This is a genomic window from Mesorhizobium sp. WSM4884, from assembly GCF_029625675.1.
Taxonomy (GTDB): Bacteria; Pseudomonadota; Alphaproteobacteria; order Rhizobiales; family Rhizobiaceae; genus Mesorhizobium.
In genome coordinates, this window is the sequence record NZ_JARTVO010000007.1 from 160,681 (window position 1) to 180,069 (window position 19,389).

Below are 19,389 nucleotides of genomic sequence, written 5' to 3' on the forward strand. Positions count from 1 at the left end.
CGGATCGCGACAAGAGAAGGGCGCCAGCGTTGCGGCTCTCCCTTCTCCCCTTGTGGGAGAAGGTGGCCGAGCGAAGCTCGGTCGGATGAGGGGTGTTCCAGGGAACACCAGCGTCTCACTCCGTCCAACACCCCTCAACCGTCTCGGCGCTGCGCGCCGATCCACCTTCTCCCACAAGGGGAGAAGGGAAGGGCGGCTAAAATCAAGCCGCCTGGCAGGCTTCAAAGCTCTTCCTGAGCCGTTCGGCGTCGAGATCGCGGCCGATGAACACCAGCCGGCTCTCGTGCTTCTCGCCGTCCTTCCAGGCGCGCTGGTGGTCGCCTTCGAGGATCATGTGCACGCCCTGCAGGACATAACGGTCGTCGTCGCCCTTGAGCGCGATGATGCCTTTCAGCCTGAGGATGTTCGGCCCTTCCATCTGGGTCACCTTCTCGATCCAGGGGAAAAATTTCTTCGGATCCATCTCGCCGCCGCGCAGCGACACCGACTTCACAGTCACATCGTGGATGTCCGAGGGATGGTCATGGTGATGATGATCGTGCCCGTCATGATCGTGGTGATCGTGATCATGATGGTCGTGATCATGGTCATGCGCCTCGAGGAAATGCGGATCGTTCTCCAGCGCGCGCGACAGGTCGAAGGCGCCGCGGTCGAGCACCTCGCCAAGCGCCACGCCGGCGCGCTCCGTGCGATGGATCCTGGCTGCCGGGTTGATGGCGCGGATCGTCGCCTCGACCTTTTCGAGCTCTTCGGGCGTGACGAGATCGGTCTTGTTCAGCACCACCACGTCTGCGAAGGCGATCTGGTCCTCGGCCTCCTTGGAGTCCTTCAGCCGCAGCGGCAGGTGCTTGGCGTCGACCAGCGCCACCACCGCGTCGAGCTTGGTCTTGGAGCGTACGTCGTCATCCATGAAGAAGGTCTGCGCGACCGGCACCGGATCGGCGAGGCCCGTGGTTTCGACGACGATCGCGTCGAAGCGGCCGGGCCGGCGCATCAGGCCCTCGACGACGCGGATCAGGTCGCCGCGCACCGTGCAGCACACGCAGCCATTGTTCATCTCATAGATTTCCTCGTCGGATTCGACGATCAGGTCGTTGTCGATGCCGATCTCGCCGAACTCGTTGACGATGACGGCGTAACGCCTGCCGTGGTTCTCCGACAGGATGCGGTTGAGCAGCGTCGTCTTGCCCGCGCCGAGATAGCCGGTGAGAACGGTTACGGGGATCTGCGTCTGTGCATCGCTCATGGCTCGCCTCGAAAATCTGTGTCCTGGAGAATTTGTCGGCCTCATATAGGGTGTGAACCACGCTTTTGCACGCGCCAAACCAATGGGCCAGCCGATCCCGCGATCGAAGCCGGCGCCGCGGACGGAATGGCGGTGATCAAGTTGGCCAAATGGGGCAGCCGCACGGGCGTCACCTCGACCCCGCGGGCTTTCCACCGTGAATCTCGCCGGTTGGAAAGTCGTTTGTCATCTAACTGAAATAAACATCTGGCATCACCTGCGCGGGCACCGCAATGCTTGCCGGCAAAGCGTTCTGCAAGCCGGTCTCTTGAAATCGTCATTTGCCGGCCGCCGGACAGCCTTTATGCTGGCCGCACCGGTTCGGCCGAAGAGGGAATGACCATGGCCAAGGCGGACAAAACAGCGACAATGAGCCGGCTGCATTCGGCGGCGCGGCTGGCGCGAACAGCGCTCGCGGCGCGGCTTCTGGCGCATGGCTTCTACGCCGGCCAGGACCAGATCATGCTGGCGCTCGACCGAGAGGATGGCCAGACCCCGGGCAATCTCGCCGGCAAGCTCGGTGTGCGCCCGCCGACCATCACCAAGACCATCAACCGGCTGCAGGCGCAGGGTTTTCTCGAAAAGCGCGCCTCCAACGCCGACGCCCGCCAGGCTCATATCTTTTTGACCGATAGCGGCCGCGAGACCATCCGCGCCATCGAGAAGTCGGTCAAGAAGACCGAGAAGCAGGCGCTGAAGGGCCTCGACAAGAAGGACCAGAAGGCGCTGTTCAAGCTGCTCGCCCGCATAGAGGCCAACCTGTCGAACGAAGAGCTGGTCCTGATCGACGACGACGCCGAACTGGATGAAGCGTGACGCGCAGGCGCGACGCGTCAGCGTCGTCGCTTCAGGCACCGCGCCAATGTTGCCCGGCAGGCGCGACGCGCAGCGTCGTCGCTCCACACACCACCCAAGCATCGGCGGCCTAGCGGAAAGGGCGACGATGCTGCGCATCGCGCCTGAGCCCTATCACCGGACGTCTCGCGGTTGAGCGACGACGCTGCGCGTCGCGCCTGAGCGACGACGCTAACGCGTTGCGCCTACCAGTGCCGCCCAGCGTCCCGGCGTCAGTCCGAATGCCTTCTTGAAATGCCGGTTGAAATGGCTCTGGTCGCTGAAGCCGGCGCCGGCCGCGATTTCGGCCAGTGGTTCCCCCGCCTCGATCATGCGCCGCGCCCGCTGCAGCCGGCGCATCAAAAGGAAACGATGCGGGCTGGTCGAGTAGGTCGCGCGGAAATGGCGTGACAGGGCATAGCGGTCGAGGCCGGTGATCGCCTCCAGCTCGTCTGAGCGCACGGGTCGCTCCACGTTCTCCTCAAGATAGTCGCGGGCCAGCGTGGCGGCGCGCCATGCCGTCTTTCCCATCGGTTTTGCCGGCTGTCCGGCATGACGTTTCAATTGCTGCGCCAGCTGCGCAATGAAATCGGTCACGAACAGATCGTCGAGTTCCTCGTCCAGAGGCGCCAGAGCCGACAGCAGCGTGCCGCGCAGCCGAGGATCGCTCACCACGGCATCCCGTACGAAAGGCAGCGGCGCGCCACCCAGGCAATCGAGCAGCAGCGACGGCTCCAGATAGAGGATCCGGTAGCGCAAGCCGTCCTCGGTGCCGGCGCCGCCGTCGTGCAATTCGTCGGGGTGCAGCACGATCACCTGGCCGGGCAGGCTGTGCCGCACGGCGCCGCGATAATGGAAGCGTTGCACGCCGTCGAGCGTCACGCCGATGGCATAGGTATCGTGGCGGTGCAGTTCGAAGGCATCGCCGTGAAAGCGCGCCTCGATGCGCTCGAGGCCGGCGGCGCCCGGCGCCGAAACGATGCGGTCGTCCGCCGCGCACGAACGTTCAAGACCTTCCAGCGCCTCACCGCCTAGACCGTGCGCCATCGCTCATCCATCACGGGCCACCTCACGGAGAACAATTTTGGTGTTTGATACGAAATTTGCAATCGTGCTCAAGGAAGACCTCGCCGTCTGGCAGAAGCTCAACGTCACCGCGTTCCTCACCAGCGGCATCGTCGCGCAGTTCCCTCAGATCATCGGCGAGCCCTATCGCGATCGCGCCGGCAATCTCTTCAATCCGCTCTCGATCCAGCCCGTCATCGTGCTTTCGGCGGATGGGCCGACGCTCGCCGCGATCCATCGCCGGGCTTTGGAGCGCGGCGTGACGACGTCCGCCTATGTCGAGGAGATGTTCTCGACCGGCCATGACGTTGCCAACCGCGCCGTCTTCGCCGAATTCGCGCCCGACGACGCCAAGATGGTCGGCGTCGCATTGCGGGCCGAAAAGAAGCTGGTCGACAAGATCACCAAGGGCGCCCGCATGCACGCCTGAGCGGTCAAAGCCGTTGTTGCAGCGGCTGGTTTTGGTCCGGCCACGCACGACAATTGGCTTGCCGGCAAGCTTTGATTGCCGCAAAGGTAGGATCTCCGCCTCCGCTTCCTTCCGGCCTGAATTTGTCTGTTTCCCGAACCCAAGACGACAGCGCAACGCCGCCCGCGGCGATGCTCTTGATGCTTTGCGTCTATGTCTGCTTCACCTTTCTCGACACCTCGAGCAAATATCTGGTGCTCGCCGGCGTCTCGGCGCTGATCGTCGCCTGGACCCGCTTCACCGTCCATGTCCTGCTGGTCGGTCTCTTTTTGCGCGGCTGGCGCGAGCCCTGGCGCTTCCGCGCCAACAACCTGCCCGCGCACATTCTGCGCGGATGCCTGCTTTTCGGCTCGACCATGTTCAACATCCTGGCGCTCAGGACCCTGCAGCTCGCCGAAACCACCTCGATCTATTTCTTCGGTCCGATGGTGATCACCGCTTTGGCCGGGCCGCTGCTCGGCGAATGGGCGGGCTGGCGGCGCTGGCTGGCGATCCTCACCGGCTTCGTCGGCGTTTTGATCATCACCCGGCCCGGCGTCGGCGTGTTCGGCATCGGTCATCTCTTCGCGCTCGGCTCGATGCTGTCGAACTCCTTCTACGTCATCATGACCCGGCGGATGTCGTCGACGGAGACGTCCGAAAGCCTGATCCTGTTCTCGGCGCTGGCACCGGCGGTGCTGCTCCTGCCCATGCTGCCCTTCTCATTGTCGCTGCCGCAGGACGGCTGGCACTGGGTGATTCTGCTGATGCTGGGTGTCTTCGGCGCCGGCGGGCATTGGCTGCTGGTCCAGGCCTATCGCCTGGCGACGACCACGGCACTGGCGCCATACCCTTATTCGCAGATGGTGTGGATGATCATTTCCGGCTGGCTGATCTTCCACCAGTTTCCCGACCGCTGGACGCTGCTCGGGGCCGCCATCATCGTCGCCAGCGGTCTCTACATCATCCACCGCGAGCACAGGCTGCGGCTGCGCAATTCCGCCTTGCTGGACACCGAGGCCGAGACCTTGGCGAAAAAACTTTGAATTGCCCCCGAACGATGGCATAAGGCCGAATTTAAACAATTTAAAGACGCGAATCCAAGGACCCTAAAACCAAAGAGATAGAGCATGATGTCGTCCGAAAACCGCTCCACACTTTTCGGCATCATGCTCTAGGGAGCGAAGGGCACTGGCACAGAAGATCAAGCTTTCGACGATCGCGGATGCGCTTGGCGTGTCCACGGCAACGGTGTCGCTGGCGCTGCGCGACAGCCCGCTGGTCGCAGGCTCCACGCGCGAGCGCATCAAGGAGCATGCCCGCGCCATCGGCTATATCTACAATCGCCGCGCCGCGTCGCTGCGCACTTCGCGCTCCGGCATTGTCGGCGTCGTCGTGCATGACATCATGAACCCGTTCTTCGCCGAGATCCTGCGCTCGATCGAGAGCGAGCTCGACCGCAGCCGCCAGACCTTCATCCTGTCCAACCATTACGATCAGCTCGAAAAGCAGCGCACCTTCATCGACACGCTGCTGCAGTTGGGCGCCGACGGCGTCATCATGTCGCCGGCCATCGGCACGCCGGCCGAGGACATCATCATGGCCGAGGAGAACGGCCTGCCTGCGGTGCTGATCGCGCGCACCGTCGCCGGAGCCGATGTGCCGGTCTTCCGCGGCGACGATGCCTATGGCACGGCGCTCGCCACCAACCACCTGATCTCGCTCGGCCACAAGCGCATAGCCATGATCGGCGGCACCGACCAGACCTCGACCGGCCGCGACCGCTACCAGGGCTATCTCAATGCGATGGAGGCGGCGGGGCTGGAGGTCAGGCCGTCCTGGCGCATTCCCGGACCGCGCACCAAGCAGGCCGGATTCGAGGCCGCAGGACAATTTTTGGCGCTGAAAGACAAGCCGACCGCCGCCTGCTGCTGGAATGATCTCGTCGCCATCGGACTGATGAACGGTATTGCGCGGGCTGGGCTCGTGCCGGGCGTCGATATCTCGGTCACCGGCTATGACGATCTCGAGGAGGCGGCAATCGCAACTCCGGCATTGACAACGGTCTGGAATGGCCAGCGCGAGGTCGGCCGCCGCGCCGCCAGCGCGCTGCTCGACAAGCTGAACGGGCAAGCCGTTCGGCCGTCCCAGGAACTGATCAAGCCGGAGCTGCACGTGCGCCAGTCCACCGGCAAGCCGGTGGAGCGTCAATGACAAAGACGGAAGCGGAGTTTCCGGTCGCCATTCTGGTGCCGGGCCATTTCAACGACCATGCGATAGGCCGCATCGACAAGGCGTTTCGGCGCGTGTGGATCGAGCGTGCCGATCCGGCGCTCGTCACCGGCGAGATGCGTGAGGCCGTGCGCGGCATTGCCTCTTTCGGCGGCATCAGCGCGGCCATGATCGACGCGCTGCCCAATCTCGAAATCATCGCCAATTTCGGCGTCGGCTATGATTCGGTGGATGCCAATCATGCGGCCAGGCGCGGCGTCATGGTCACCAACACGCCGGACGTGCTGACCGAAGAGGTCGCCGACACCACGATCGGCCTGTTGATCAACACCGTGCGCGAAATGTACGCCGCCGAGAAATGGCTGCGCGACGGCGACTGGGTGAGGAAGGGCAATTATCGCTTGAGCCGGCTCACCTTGCGCGGCCGCCGCGTCGGCATTTTCGGCATGGGCCGCATCGGCCTTGCCGTTGCCCATCGCCTGGAAGCCTTCGGTCTGCCGATCGCCTACCACAACCGCCGCAAGGTCGAGGGCCTGTCCTACGAATACCATGCGACGCTGAAGGGTCTCGCCGAGGCGGTCGATACGCTGATCTGCGTGGCGCCGGGCGGTGCGGCCACGGAAAAGGCCATCAATGCCGAAATCCTGTCGGCGCTGGGTCCGAACGGCGTCTTCGTCAATATCGGCCGCGGCAGCACGGTGGACGAGGCGGCTCTTGCCGCCGCTCTCGAGAGTGGCGCCATCGCAGCCGCCGGGCTCGATGTCTTTGCCGACGAACCGAATGTGCCCAAGGCGCTGCTCGATGCGCCAAACACCTCGCTTGTGCCGCATGTCGGCTCGGCGTCGGACCATACCCGCCGGGCCATGGCCGATCTCTGCGTCGACAATCTCGTCTCCTGGTTCGGCGAACGACGGCCGCTGACCCCGGTGCCGGAGACGGCCAACATCAAGCCGCGCGCCTGATCGGCCACATTTATTAACGTCTGCTTAACCCTTTGGAATCATTGTGCATACTCAGTTATGCATGTCGCGCGAGGTCGAGGGCGGCGACATACATGGACCAGAGGCAAGCGCGGCGCGCTTTGGTGCGGAGAGGCAGAGTGAAGCTGTTGGCCGGATTGGTTGCGTCGGTTGCGTTGTTCGGGGGCGTGCAGCTCCTGCATGGTGGTGATGGCCAAAGCGCGGCCATCGAGCCGGCCGCATCAAGCACCTACAGATTGACGGCCAATGGCGATGAAGCGGCCTGCGCCGTCCAACGCGGCGCCGAGGTGTCGGACGGCCTGTCCCAGCTCAGCGTTGCTCCGGACTGCCGCGCGCTGATGCCCGGCATCGAGCGGGTGAAGTTCTGGCGCGAGCAGGCGGACGGCACGGTCGCCTTCAGCGAGAACGGCATCGATCCGGTCGTCACGTTCAGCGTCGCCGATGGCGACGGCTACGAATCTTACGCGCCAGCCGCGCCGCTGCTGGCGCTGGACAACGACGAATAACCGGCAGGATTCCAGAGGCGGGCTTATTCCGCCGCCGCGCGCGCCCCGGCCTTCGCGGCCGCATGCAGGCGCACGGCATCGCCGAAAGCACGAAAGATCTTCGCCGAGTTGCTGTCCGACTTCACCCAATATTCGGGGTGCCACTGAACGCCGACCGCGAAGGCGCGGGCATCCTTGACCGAGACGGCCTCGATCGTGCCGTCGGCAGCGAGCGCCTCGACCTGCAGCCTGGTGCCGAGCCGGTCGATCGCCTGGCGATGCAGCGAATTGACCTTGATGTCGCCAGCGCCGAACACTCCGGCGAGGCAGCTTCCGGGCTTGATCGAGATTTTCTGGTGGATGACGAAGCGCTCGTCCTGATTGTCGCTCACCGGCGCTCGATGGTCGAGTGATCCCTCGCGTTCCTGGATCTCCGTGGCCAAAGTGCCGCCCAGCGCCACGTTCAGTTCCTGGATGCCGCGGCAGATGGCAAGCAGCGGTACGCCGCGCTCGATCGCGCTGCGGATCAGCGGCAGGGTCGTGGCGTCGCGCGCGGGATCGTAGGGTCCGTTGGCCTCGCTGGGATCGCCGCCATAGAGCGAGGGATGCACGTTGGACTTCGATCCCGTCACCATGACGCCGTCGACCGAGGACAGCAGCTCGTCGAGATCAAGCCGGTCGCCGAAGGACGGCACCAGCACCGGGAACACGCCGGCGCCGGTGACCGCCGCCTCGAGATATTGCTGCGGCGCGGCATGCCAGGTGTAGTTGTCGAACTGGCGGACGTCGGTCGAGACGGCAACGAGCGGCTGCTGCATTTTTGATACGGGTTCCATCAAGGGCTAACGAATTATTCTGCCTACAAAATAGGCGATCCGACGGCATTTTGCCATGGCAAGTTTGTCTCTCCGGATGGGCCAAGGCACTTGACGTTAGACTATAGTTGCACGTCGCCCACGATGCTGGACTCGACATCTTGCCCGTGTATTGTTTCGCGCAGCCGACCAGGGCAGCGACGATGTCCGAATGTCGGTCTGTTGATCCGAAACGGGAGGAAACTGCATGGATCGTCGTTCATTCATCCGCAAGGCCGGTGCGTCCGGTATCGGCGCCGCGGCGGCGGCCGCGGCGCTTGCCACGCCGGCGATCGCCCAATCCAATCCGAAAGTGACGTGGCGGCTGGCATCGTCCTTCCCGAAATCGCTCGACACGATCTATGGCGGCGCCGAGGTCTTCTCCAAGATGCTGTCGGAAGCGACCGACGGCAATTTCCAGGTCCAGGTCTTCGCCTCGGGCGAGCTGGTGCCCGGCCTGCAGGCCGCCGACGCCACCACGGCCGGCACGGTCGAGGCCTGCCACACGGTGGCATATTATTACTGGGGCAAGGACCCGACCTGGGCGCTGGGCGCCGCGGTGCCGTTCTCGCTCAACGCGCGCGGCATGAATGCCTGGCATTATCATGGCGGCGGCATCGACCTGTTCAACGAGTTCCTGGCCACGCAAGGGTTGTTCGGCCTGCCTGGCGGCAACACCGGCGTGCAGATGGGCGGCTGGTTCCGCAAGCAGATCAATACGGTCGCCGATCTTTCCGGCCTCAAGATGCGCATCGGCGGCTTCGCCGGCAAGGTGGTGCAGAAGCTCGGCGTCGTGCCGCAGCAGATTGCCGGCGGCGACATCTATCCGGCGCTGGAAAAGGGCACGATCGACGCCGCCGAATGGGTCGGCCCTTACGACGACGAGAAGCTCGGCTTCTACAAGGTCGCGCCTTATTACTATTATCCCGGCTGGTGGGAAGGCGGTCCGACCGTGCATCTGATGTTCAACAAGGCCAAGTACGAGGAATTGTCGCCGGCCTACAAGTCGCTGGTGCACACGGCCGCGCAAGCTGCCGACGCCAACATGCTGCAGAAATACGACTACCTCAATCCGGCCGCGGTGAAGCGGCTGGTCGCGGGCGGCGCCAAGCTAGCGCCTTTCAGCCAGGAGATCATGGCGGCTTGCTTCGAAAAGGCCAACGAAGTCTATGCCGAAATGGAAGCCAACAACGCGCCGTTCAAGAAGATCTGGGAATCGATCAAGGGCTTCCGCAAGGAGCACTATCTCTGGGCCCAGGTCGCCGAGTACAACTACGACACCTTCATGATGGTGCAGCAGCGCAACGGCAAGCTGTAAGCGAGGCACTCCTTCTCCCCAAGGGGAGAAGGTGGATCGGCGCGCAGCGCCGAGACGGATGAGGGGTGTTGGCCGGAGTGCCGTCGGCGCCAAGCTGGAGCACCCCTCATCCGTCGCCTTCGGCGACACCTTCTCCCACAAGGGGAGAAGGGAAGAACTGAGCGCAAAAGCCGGCCCCTCAGCCCCGGCCTGGCACCACCAGCACCTTGACCTCGCCCGGCGCCGCCGGGTTGGAGATGACAGCGGGCGCGTCCTCGAGGCCGACCTGCCTCGAGATCAGCTTGTCGACCTCGATCGCGCCGGCTGCGATGAGATCCGCGGCGCGCCGATGCGTGAAGGGGTTGATGAAGGATCCAAGCACCTTCAACTCGCGGAACAGGATGTCGAAGGGCTCGAAGGGCACCTTCTGGCCTTGCGGCATAACGCCGACGATCACCACTGTGCCGCCGGCCTTGGCCAGCCGCATGGATTGTTGGACGGTATCGGGAACGCCCGCGCATTCGAGCACCACGTCGACACCACCGGGCACCAGGCCGGTCTTCCCGGCGATGGCCTCGATGGGATCGACCGAGCTTGGGTCGACCGTTGCCGTTGCGCCGAGCTCCTCGGCAAGCGCCCGGCGCGAGGCCTGTCTGGTCGACAGAATGATGGTCGCAGCACCGGCTAGCTTCGCCAATTGCACCGTGAGCAGGCCGATGACGCCGCCGCCGAGCACCACCACCGAGGCGCCGGGCCTGATGGCGGCGAGGTCGACGCCATGCAGGCAGCAGGCCAGTGGCTCGCAGAAGGCGCCATGCGTCGGCTTGAGGTCGGCGGGCAACAGGAAAGCCTGGCTTTGCGGCATCACGACATAGTCGGCGAAGCCGCCGTCGCGATGGATGCCGATGGCCCTGAGATTGCTGCACAGATTGACGCGGCCTGCGCGGCAGTGGCTGCAGCGCCCGCAGGAAATGTTGGGGTCGCCGGTGACGCGGTCGCCGACCGAAATATCGGCCACCGCCTCTCCGACGGCCTCGACGATGCCGCAGAATTCGTGGCCGAGCGTCACCGGCGGCCTTGACGGGAACTCGCCATGGAAAAGATGCCTGTCGGTGCCGCAGACGCCGCAGGCTTCGATCCGCACAAGAACATCCTCCGGCCCCGGCGCGGGTTTGTCGACCTCGCGAAGCGCGATGCTGCCGATTGCTTCCAGCCGTACGGCTTTCATGACTTGGTCACCTCAATTGAAACTCGGCGGCTTCGAAAGGTCGGGCGCCGGCGCCGCCGGCCTGCTGGGTGCCGTGTCGCCGAAATTCGGCGGTTGTGACAGGTCGGGCGTGCCGGGCGCCGCGGGCGCCGAGCCGCCATTGGCCGGCGCCGCGCCATTGTCCGCCGGCGGCGTGCCGAGCGGCGCCAGTCCCGGCATCTCCGGCAGCTTCAGGTCTATCGTGCTGGGTTCGCCGGCGGCGCCCTTGTAGCGCATCACCATTTGCGGGAAGGCGATGGTGAGCCCGATCATGATCACCTGGATGCAGACGAAGGGGACCGCGCCCCAATAGATCTGGCCGGTGGTGACCGGCGCGATCTGCTTGCCGGTGATGCGGTCGAGATAGGGCACGCGGGCCGCGACCGAGCGCAGGTAGAACAACGCGAAGCCGAAGGGCGGATGCATGAAGCTGGTCTGCATGTTGACACCGAGCAGCACGCCGAACCAGATCAGGTCGATGCCGAGCTTGTCGGCCGCCGGCGCCAGCAAGGGCACGATGATGAAGGCGAGCTCGAAGAAATCGAGGAAGAAGGCGAGCACGAAGACGAGGATGTTGACGCCGATCAGGAAGCCGGTCTCGCCGCCCGGCAGCGAGGTCAGCAGATGCTCGACCCAGATATGCCCGTTGACCCCGTAGAAGGTGAGCGAGAAGACGCGCGCGCCGATCAGGATGAACAGCACGAAAGAGGAGAGCCGTGTCGTCGAGGCCAGCGCCTGCTTGATGACGTCGAGCGTCAGTCGCCCTTTCAGCCCCGCCATGATGAGCGCGCCGACGGCGCCCATGGCGCCGCCCTCGGTCGGCGTCGCGATACCGAGAAAGATGGTGCCGAGCACCAGGAAGATCAGCGCAAGCGGCGGGATCAGCACGATCACCACCTGCTGCGCCAGCTTCGACATCATGTTGATTCCGAGCCGCTGGTCGGCAACCGCCACGACGTAGATCAAGATGACGCCGACGGTGGCGCCCAGTATGTCGGCATTGTCGCCATGGGCGGGCACGAGGTAGCGATAGGCCGCGTAGGAGACCGCGACCGCGACCAGCAGGGCCACGATCAGCGAGATCACGCCGTGGCCGAGCGTGCGCGCCTCGATGGGCAGCGCCGGCATCGAGTTCGGCCGGATGATCGACATGATCAGGACGTAGGCCATGTAGATACCTGTCAGCACCAGGCCGGGAATCAGCGCGCCGGCATACATGTCGCCGACCGAGCGTCCGAGCTGGTCTGCCAGCACGATCAGCACCAGCGAGGGCGGGATGATCTGGGCAAGCGTCCCGGACGCCGCGATAACGCCTGAGGCGAGCCGACGGTCGTAGCCGTAGCGCAGCATGATCGGCAGTGAGATCAGTCCCATGGCGATCACCGAGGCCGCCACCACGCCGGTGGTCGCGGCAAGCAGCGCGCCGACGAAGATCACCGCATAGGCAAGCCCGCCCCGGATCGGGCCGAACAGCTGGCCGACCGTGTCGAGCAGGTCCTCGGCCATGCCGGATCGTTCGAGCACGATGCCCATGAAGGTGAAGAACGGAATGGCCAGCAGCGTGTCGTTCGACATCACCCTGGTGCCGTAGAAATTGTCGGGCAGCGCGTGCAGCAGCGGCCAGGCGAGGTTGATCGAACCGCCGGAATATGGCGAGAGCAGCACGCCGATGAAGAAGAACAACAGGCCGTTCGCGGCGAGCGAGAAGGCGACGGGGTAGCCGATCAGGAGGAAGATGATCAGCGAGGCGAACATGATCGGCGCCATGTTCTGCGCGATGAACTCGATCATGAGCGCACCTCGCCGGACAGCGCCTTGGCTTCTTCCGCGAGCGCCTTCGCCTCGAGCTCGGCCTGCTCATGCGCCGATATGAAGGGATTGGGATCGTCCATGTCGCCGCGCATGATGGCGATCTTCTTGATGATCTCGGAAACGCCCTGCAACGCCAGCAGGAAGAAGCCGACGAGCAGGATGGCCTTGGCCGGCCAGACGATCAGGCCGCCGGCATTGGTCGACATCTCGCCGCTGTGGAAGGACAACGACACGTAAGGCACGAAATAGATCACCATCAGGACCACGAACGGCATCAGGAAGAAGAGGTGGCCGAAGAGGTCGATCCAGTGCTGCATGCGGCGGGAAAACATGCCGTAGACGATGTCGATGCGGATATGGTCGTTCTGCTTCAGCGTGTAGGCGGCCGCTAGCATGAAGGCGGCGCCGAACAGGTACCATTGCAGTTCGAGCCAGGCGTTGGAGGAGGTGTCCAACACCTTGCGGATGACGGCATTGCCGGCGCTCACCAGGATCGCAAGCAGGATCAGCCACGAGACCCAGCGGCCGATGAACTCGTTGATGCGGTCGATCGTCCTGGATAGAGCGAGCAGCCCTGCCATGCATTTTCCTCCCTCGCGCACCGGCCCGTAGATCGTCGCCGATTTTCGGAAGGCACGGTGCGTAACTAAAAAAGTGCTCGCGCCGCGCCCGATTCCCCCTCCGGCGTCGCGTCGCTTGGCCCAACGGTATGCAGTGCGTGGTCCGGCAGGTCAACATGACAAAGCACCGGCTGTGCGCCGATGCACCGTGCCGGGCGGCGAGTACCGCCGCCTCACGGAACGTCATGCAACCAAAGTCTGATGGTTTCAGGCGACCTTGGCCTGGTCGCGGCTGGCGCCGATCAGCACCAGCATGGCGACGAGGAAGAGATATATCCAGCCTTCGCGCCACTCGATCGGGAAATAGCCGGCCCACAGCGATTCGGCCATGCCGAAGGCCGCGGCGCCGACAGCCGCCTTAAGCGGCGACAGATAGCCGCCGACCGCCGTCACGAACAGGATCTTGAGGCCATAGACGAGGCCGGTGCCGAAGCTGATGTTGCCGTAATAGAGGCCGGCGAGAACACCGGCGAAAGCCGCGCAGAAGCCGCCATAGAGCACCGCGCGGCGAAACACGGCGCGCACGTCGATGCCGCACATCGCGGCCGCCTTCGGATCGTCCGACACGGCCCGCCAGGCGCGGCCGAAGCGCGAATGCGAAAATGTCCAGGCCGCCAGCGCCACCACCGCTATCACCGCCGCGCAGTCCAAAAGCTGAATGACTGTGAGCGTCACCTTGAAGCCGGCCTCCTGGGCGAAGATGACGGGTTGGGCAAGCATCGGCGGCAGCCAGAGATCATGGGTGTCGGCGGCAATGCGGCTTGCTTCCGACAGGAACAGCAAGATGCCGAGCGTCGTCACCACGATGGCGTTGGGCGACCTGTCGGCCAGCCTTTCGAAGACGCTGCGCGACAGCACCTGGCCGATCAGCACGGCATAGAGCAGGGCGGCAACGATGCCGAGCGCAACCGAGGCGAACAGCGTCAGCCACAGCGCCTGGTAGCCGAAGGCAGCGGTCAGGATCATCGTGTGGCCGCAAAAGGCAAACAGCGCGCCGTAGGCGAGGTTGGTGCGATGCAGGATGCCGTTGGTCAACACATAGCCGAAGGCGAGCAACGCATAGAGCGCGCCCGAATGCAGCCCGTTGAGCACCTGCTGGTAGAAATAGAGCATCGAGCATCCCTGCGGCGCTACGTCCTTTGGGACGCGCAAAGGACGCTGGAGCACTTTGATTTAGCGGCGAGCCTTGCATCAGGAATCTAACTTGTCAAATACGTTTTATCGGTTAGATTTCCCCTATGACGGTATCCTGGACCCCGCACCGCTTCACCGGTGGCATCCTTGCGCTCGACACGGCGAACACGGTCGTGCTGCGCAACGATCCGGAAAAGACTTTTGATCGTTTCGACGATCCCGCCGAGATCGCCCGCTTCGCCGAAGCGGCAAGCGGCTTCCGCGCCGCCGAGCTCGGCGGCCGGCGGCTGCAGGCGCCGGAACCGGGCGACATCGCCCCGGTCGTGCTGTCGATCCGCGAGGCGACCGACCGCCTGTTCCGCCATGCCATAACGAAAGGCGCGATCGCCGCCGGCCATCTGCCGGATTTCCTGACGGCCTGCGCCAGCGGCCTTTCCGGCAGCGCCACCGAGATCGGCGCGCCGGGCCAGCCGTTCGGCGATCCGGCGACGCCGATCGCCTTCGAGGCGGCCTTGGCCGTCTCGGCGCTTTCGCTGTTGCGAGACGACACCGTCGCGAGGCTCAGGATCTGTCCAAACTGCAGCTGGCTCTTCGTCGATCGCAGCCGCAACGCCAGCCGTCTCTGGTGCGACATGGCCGTCTGCGGCAACCGCCAGAAAGCGAACCGCTATTATCGCCGCCGCACGGCGGCCAGGGAGGTCACCAATGCCTAGAGCAATTCCAGGAAAAGTGCGTAACGGTTTTCCGTTCGGAATTGCGTTAGAACAAAGAGATAGAGCGGTTCGCCGTTTCCGTGAAACGGTGAAACGCTCTAGAAAATTCCGTTCGATCGCTCTCGGCGCGGCCCTGATTGCCGCGACGGCGCTCGGCGCCTGCCGCGACACCGGCAAGGAGCAGCTCTTCGCCATCTCCGGCAAGCTGTTCGAGTTCAATTACCGGCTCGGCATCGCCACCTACGTCGTCACGCTGAGGCCGCTGCGGCCCATGGCCGAGGGACAGGTTGCCGTGGTGAATTTCCAGAATCCGGCCGGCGGCGATCCGCTCATCGTCAACCAGAAGATCTGGCCGAAGCTTCCCCACATCACGCTCACCAGCCCGCCGCTCACCTGCGTGGTCAAGGACAAGCCCTATTCCGTCTCGATCCGCATCGAGGATTCGAGCGGCACGCTGCTGCAGAGCCTCGAGACGACCATGACCTCGACGGAGGATCAGACGATGCTGCCGGATCGGCCGCTGGTGATCGGGCCGAAATACGAGCTCAACCCGGACCTCGCCGGCCATCCCGACGGCAAGCTGCCCGACGAGCCGAAGCCGGATTGCTCGAAGGCCGCCTGAGAAGCGCCAGCCGCTCGAAATTTTCGTTCTTTATGAGGCCTTTAGCTTCTTCTTAAATGCGCTGGGCAGTTTCACCCGGACCATTTGTTGCGTCCGCTCTGGCCTCTGCGATTTTGTTTGACCTCTCCGGCAAGGGAAGAAAGACTGCGGCCTCCCACTCCGACGCTGGCCGCCGATCCAAGGCGTGCCTCCGCAGAGGAAATGCCTGATGACGCTGTATGACGTCGCGCTCGACGACAAGTTCGACCTTGGCAAGGAGCGCGTTTTCCTTTCAGGGGCGCAGGCCGTCGTGCGCATGCTTCTTATGCAGCGCGAGCGCGACCGCCGCGCCGGCCTCAACACCGCCGGCTTCGTCTCCGGCTATCGCGGCTCGCCGCTCGGCGGCCTCGACATGCAACTCTGGAGGGCGAAGCGGCAGCTTGCGCAAGCCGATATCGTCTTCCAGCCAGGCCTCAACGAGGAACTGGCCGCCACCGCTTGCTGGGGTTCGCAGCAGACCGAGCTGCTCGGCGAAGGCACGCATGACGGCGTCTTTGCGGTCTGGTACGGAAAAGGTCCGGGCGTCGACCGCTCCGGCGACGTGTTTCGCCACGCCAACCTCGCCGGTTCGTCGAGGCATGGCGGGGTTCTCGCCCTGATGGGCGACGACCACATGGCCGAGTCTTCGACCAACGCGCATGCCACCGAATTCCAGTTCGTCGACACCATGGTGCCGATCCTCAACCCGGCCGGGGTCCAGGAGATCATCGATTATGGTCTCTACGGCTTCGCCATGTCGCGCTTCGCCGGCACCTGGGCGGCGATCAAATGCGTCAAGGACAACATCGAATCGACGGCCTCGGTCGACGCCTCGATCGATCGGCTGAACATCGTCATTCCCGACTTCGACATGCCGCCCAGCGGCCTCAACATCCGCCACGAGATCGACATGCTCGGGCAGGAGGAGCGGCTGCATGAACACAAGCGCGCCGCGGCTTCAGCCTTCATACAGGCCAACGGACTGAACCGTATCGTCTATTCCGGCGGCCGCAATCCCAAGCTCGGCGTCATCACCATCGGCAAGAGCTATCTCGACGTCCGCCAGGCGCTGGAGGACATCGGCATCGATGAGCGGGCCGCCAACCGCATCGGCATCCGGTTGTTCAAGGTCGGCTGTCCCTGGCCGCTCGATTATCAGCACATCGCCGACTTCGCCCGCGGCCTCGACACCATCGTCGTCGTCGAGGAAAAGCGCTCGTTGATCGAGGTGCAACTGCGCGAGAACCTTTACGGCTCCGCCATCCAGCCGGCCATCGTCGGCAAGAAGGACGAGCGCGGCGACTGGTTGTTTCCGGCCAAGGGCGCGCTCGACCCCAACGAGATCGCAATCGCGCTCGGCGAGCGGATCCTGCGCACCATCGGCCCCTCGGAGGAGATCGCGGCCCGGGTGGCGAAGCTGCGCCAGTTCCAGGCGATGCTCGCCGACACCGTCGACATCGGCTCGCGCACGCCCTTCTTCTGTTCGGGCTGCCCGCACAATTCCTCGACCAAGGTGCCGGAGGGCTCGCTCGCCGCCGCCGGCATCGGCTGCCATTTCATGGCGCTGTGGATGGACAGGAACACCGTCGGCTTCACTGCTATGGGCGGCGAGGGCGCGCAATGGGTCGGCCAGGCGCCGTTCTCCAAGCGCGGCCACATCTTCCAGAACCTTGGCGACGGCACCTACAACCATTCCGGAGCGCTGGCGATCCGCTTCGCGCTGTCCTCCGGCGCCAACATAACCTACAAGATCCTCTACAACGACGCGGTCGCCATGACCGGCGGCCAGCCGCATGAAGGCGGCCTGACGGTCGACATGATCGCCAGGCAGGTGCGGGCCGAAGGCGTCGACCGCATCGCCGTCGTTACCGACGAGCCGGACAAATATGCCGGCAAGGCCGATTTCCCGGCCGGCGCCACCATCCATCACCGCGACGATCTCGACCTCGTCCAGCGCGAGCTGCGCGACGTGAAAGGCGTCTCGGTGCTTCTTTACGATCAGACCTGCGCCGCCGAGAAGCGCCGCCGCCGCAAGCGCGGCACCTTCCCCGATCCCGACAAGCGCGTCTTCATCAACGAGCTGGTTTGCGAAGGCTGCGGCGATTGCGGGGTGCAGTCGAACTGCGTCTCGATCCAGCCGGTGGAAACCGAATTCGGCCGCAAGCGCCGCATCGACCAGTCGAGCTGCAATAAGGATTTTTCCTGCCTTAACGGCTTCTGCCCCTCTTTCGTGACGGTGCATGGCGGCAAGATCAGGAAGGCCGAAGGCATTGCCGGCAAGAGCGATCCGCTGGACGGAGTGCCGTCACCCGCCGAATTCCCGCTTGGGGACCAGGGCTGGGCGGCGATCATCGATGGCGTCGGCGGCACCGGCGTCGTGACCATCGGCGCGGTGCTCGGCATGGCCGCCCATATCGAGGGCAAGGGCTGCGGCATGATCGACATGGCGGGCCTCGCCCAGAAGGGCGGCTCGGTCTTCACCCATGTCCGCATTGCCGCGACGCCCCAGGACATCCACGCCATCCGCGTTTCGGCTGGCAAGGCCGATCTCGTGCTCGGCTGCGACCTCGTCGTTTCCGGCGCCAAGAAAGTGCTCGCCGCGGTGCGCGAGGGACACACCATGTTCCTGGCCAATACCGCCGAGATCATGCCTGGCGAATTCACGCGTTCGGCCGATTTTTCGCTGCCGGTCGAGCGACTGAAGAAGGCGATCCGCGTCGCCGCCGGCGACGACAAGGCCCACTTCTTCGACGCCACCCGCACTGCGACCGCGCTGTTCGGCAATTCACTCGGCGCCAACATGTTCATGCTCGGCTTCGCCTTCCAGCACGGCGGGCTGCCGCTGTCGGCAGAAGCTATTGAAAAGGCTATAGAATTGAACGGTGAAGCGGTGGCGATGAACATCGCTGCCTTCCGTTGGGGCCGTCGCGCCGCGCACCAGCCGGATTTCGTGCGCGGCCTGGTCGGCCGTACCGGCAAGCCGGCGTCCGCGCCCGCCGAAACGCTCGATGACATCATCGCCCGCCGCGTTGCCTTCCTCACCGCTTATCAGAACGCCGCCTATGGCAAGCGTTATGCCGACAGGATCGCCGCGCTGCGTGCCGCCGAGGCACGGGCGGTTCCCGGCTCGGCGGCTGTGACCGAGGCCGCCGCGAAAAACCTGTTCAAGCTGATGGCGATCAAGGACGAGTATGAGGTGGCGCGGCTCTACACCGACGACGCCTTCGCCGCCGACCTCGCAAGGCAGTTCCAGAGCTACGAAAAGCTCGAATTCCACCTTGCGCCGCCAATTCTCGGCCGGCGCGGCTACGACGGCAAGCCGAGGAAATCGAGTTTCGGCCCGTGGATGATGAAGGCATTTCGCCTGTTATCGGCTATGAAAGGCCTGCGCGGCACGCCATTCGATCTGTTCGGCCATACCGCCGAACGGCGCTCCGAGCGACGCTTGCTTGCGCAATACGAGGCGGATCTCGATTTGATCGCCGCGGCACTAGCGCCGGGCAGGATAGATGCCGCCGCAGCTCTCGCCTCGGTGCCTGCGCTCGTCCGCGGCTATGGCCACGTCCGGCAGGCCAGTGCCGCAAAGGCGGCGGAGGAGCGCTCCAGACTGCTCCAGCGGCTGACCCAAACCGTGCCGGCGCCGGTTCTCAGCGCCGCTGAGTGATTGCGCTGACGGCTTGCCCGAAGGGCTCGCCGGTCTGCGCGTCGCCCGAATCTGTTTCGTCGCGACGCGCCTTTAGGGCC

The 19,389-nt window shown here is 64.5% G+C and carries 17 protein-coding genes; 10 read left to right on the plus strand and 7 right to left on the minus strand.

The features are described 5' to 3' along the window. Window positions 1-202: 202 nt before the first annotated feature. On the minus strand, window positions 203-1,246 hold the full coding sequence (locus P9236_RS13645; RefSeq protein ID WP_278075148.1) for a GTP-binding protein: 1,044 nt from the start codon (window positions 1,244-1,246) through the stop codon (window positions 203-205). 381 nt (window positions 1,247-1,627) lie between these two features. On the opposite strand from P9236_RS13645, the gene P9236_RS13650 reads away from it, so the two are divergent. Beyond that, window positions 1,628-2,101, plus strand: a complete 474-nt coding sequence (locus P9236_RS13650; RefSeq protein WP_278075149.1) for a MarR family transcriptional regulator — start codon at window positions 1,628-1,630, stop codon at window positions 2,099-2,101. Between the two features lie 210 nt (window positions 2,102-2,311). On the opposite strand, the gene P9236_RS13655 is transcribed toward P9236_RS13650, so the two are convergent. Continuing rightward, on the minus strand, window positions 2,312-3,166 hold the full coding sequence (locus P9236_RS13655) for an AraC family transcriptional regulator (protein WP_278075150.1): 855 nt from the start codon (window positions 3,164-3,166) through the stop codon (window positions 2,312-2,314). 40 nt (window positions 3,167-3,206) lie between these two features. Here P9236_RS13655 and P9236_RS13660 point away from each other — a divergent pair, with 40 nt between their 5' ends. From P9236_RS13660 to P9236_RS13680, 5 genes are all read left to right on the plus strand, one after another. Further along, window positions 3,207-3,614, plus strand: a complete 408-nt coding sequence (locus tag P9236_RS13660) for a DUF2000 family protein (protein WP_278075151.1) — start codon at window positions 3,207-3,209, stop codon at window positions 3,612-3,614. Between the two features lie 179 nt (window positions 3,615-3,793). Then, complete coding sequence (locus P9236_RS13665; RefSeq protein WP_278075152.1) at window positions 3,794-4,678, plus strand: DMT family transporter; 885 nt, start codon at window positions 3,794-3,796, stop codon at window positions 4,676-4,678. A gap of 145 nt (window positions 4,679-4,823) precedes the next feature. Then, window positions 4,824-5,846 carry a LacI family DNA-binding transcriptional regulator gene (locus P9236_RS13670; RefSeq protein ID WP_278075301.1) on the plus strand — a complete coding sequence of 341 codons (1,023 nt, stop codon included), beginning with the start codon at window positions 4,824-4,826 and terminating at the stop codon, window positions 5,844-5,846. Next, window positions 5,843-6,826, plus strand: a complete 984-nt coding sequence (locus P9236_RS13675; protein WP_278075153.1) for a 2-hydroxyacid dehydrogenase — start codon at window positions 5,843-5,845, stop codon at window positions 6,824-6,826. The genes P9236_RS13670 and P9236_RS13675 overlap by 4 nt, the downstream gene beginning before the upstream one ends. Before the next feature lie 137 nt (window positions 6,827-6,963). Then, window positions 6,964-7,350 carry a hypothetical protein gene (locus P9236_RS13680; protein WP_278075154.1) on the plus strand — a complete coding sequence of 129 codons (387 nt, stop codon included), beginning with the start codon at window positions 6,964-6,966 and terminating at the stop codon, window positions 7,348-7,350. A gap of 23 nt (window positions 7,351-7,373) precedes the next feature. Here P9236_RS13680 and P9236_RS13685 read toward each other — a convergent pair whose 3' ends face one another. After that, on the minus strand, window positions 7,374-8,147 hold the full coding sequence (locus P9236_RS13685; protein WP_278075155.1) for a gamma-glutamyl-gamma-aminobutyrate hydrolase family protein: 774 nt from the start codon (window positions 8,145-8,147) through the stop codon (window positions 7,374-7,376). 244 nt (window positions 8,148-8,391) lie between these two features. Here P9236_RS13685 and P9236_RS13690 point away from each other — a divergent pair, with 244 nt between their 5' ends. Next, window positions 8,392-9,501 carry a TRAP transporter substrate-binding protein gene (locus tag P9236_RS13690; protein WP_278075156.1) on the plus strand — a complete coding sequence of 370 codons (1,110 nt, stop codon included), beginning with the start codon at window positions 8,392-8,394 and terminating at the stop codon, window positions 9,499-9,501. A 178-nt stretch (window positions 9,502-9,679) separates the two neighbouring features. On the opposite strand, the gene P9236_RS13695 is transcribed toward P9236_RS13690, so the two are convergent. From P9236_RS13695 to P9236_RS13710, 4 genes are all read right to left on the minus strand, one after another. Then, the gene (locus P9236_RS13695; RefSeq protein WP_278075157.1) at window positions 9,680-10,708 is read right to left on the minus strand and encodes a zinc-dependent alcohol dehydrogenase family protein; all 1,029 of its coding nucleotides are present in this window, start codon (window positions 10,706-10,708) and stop codon (window positions 9,680-9,682) included. 12 nt (window positions 10,709-10,720) lie between these two features. After that, the gene (locus P9236_RS13700; RefSeq protein WP_278075158.1) at window positions 10,721-12,517 is read right to left on the minus strand and encodes a TRAP transporter large permease subunit; all 1,797 of its coding nucleotides are present in this window, start codon (window positions 12,515-12,517) and stop codon (window positions 10,721-10,723) included. Continuing rightward, complete coding sequence (locus P9236_RS13705; protein WP_278075159.1) at window positions 12,514-13,119, minus strand: TRAP transporter small permease subunit; 606 nt, start codon at window positions 13,117-13,119, stop codon at window positions 12,514-12,516. Before P9236_RS13705 ends, P9236_RS13700 begins: the two co-directional genes overlap by 4 nt. Window positions 13,120-13,365: 246 nt before the next feature. Then, the gene (locus P9236_RS13710) at window positions 13,366-14,271 is read right to left on the minus strand and encodes a branched-chain amino acid ABC transporter permease (protein ID WP_278075160.1); all 906 of its coding nucleotides are present in this window, start codon (window positions 14,269-14,271) and stop codon (window positions 13,366-13,368) included. A gap of 125 nt (window positions 14,272-14,396) precedes the next feature. Between P9236_RS13710 and P9236_RS13715 the strand changes: the two genes are divergently transcribed. The 3 genes from P9236_RS13715 (at window position 14,397) to P9236_RS13725 (ending at window position 19,309) form a co-directional block, all read left to right on the plus strand. After that, window positions 14,397-15,005, plus strand: coding sequence for a CGNR zinc finger domain-containing protein (locus P9236_RS13715; RefSeq protein ID WP_278075161.1), 609 nt, complete (start codon window positions 14,397-14,399; stop codon window positions 15,003-15,005). Window positions 15,006-15,093: 88 nt separating this feature from the next. Beyond that, window positions 15,094-15,627: a hypothetical protein gene (locus P9236_RS13720; RefSeq protein ID WP_278075162.1), complete on the plus strand. Its 534-nt coding sequence runs from the start codon at window positions 15,094-15,096 to the stop codon at window positions 15,625-15,627. A 208-nt stretch (window positions 15,628-15,835) separates the two neighbouring features. After that, window positions 15,836-19,309 (plus strand): indolepyruvate ferredoxin oxidoreductase family protein, encoded by a 3,474-nt coding sequence (locus tag P9236_RS13725; protein WP_278075163.1) that lies wholly within the window; start codon window positions 15,836-15,838, stop codon window positions 19,307-19,309. The last annotated feature ends 80 nt before the right edge of the window (window positions 19,310-19,389 follow it).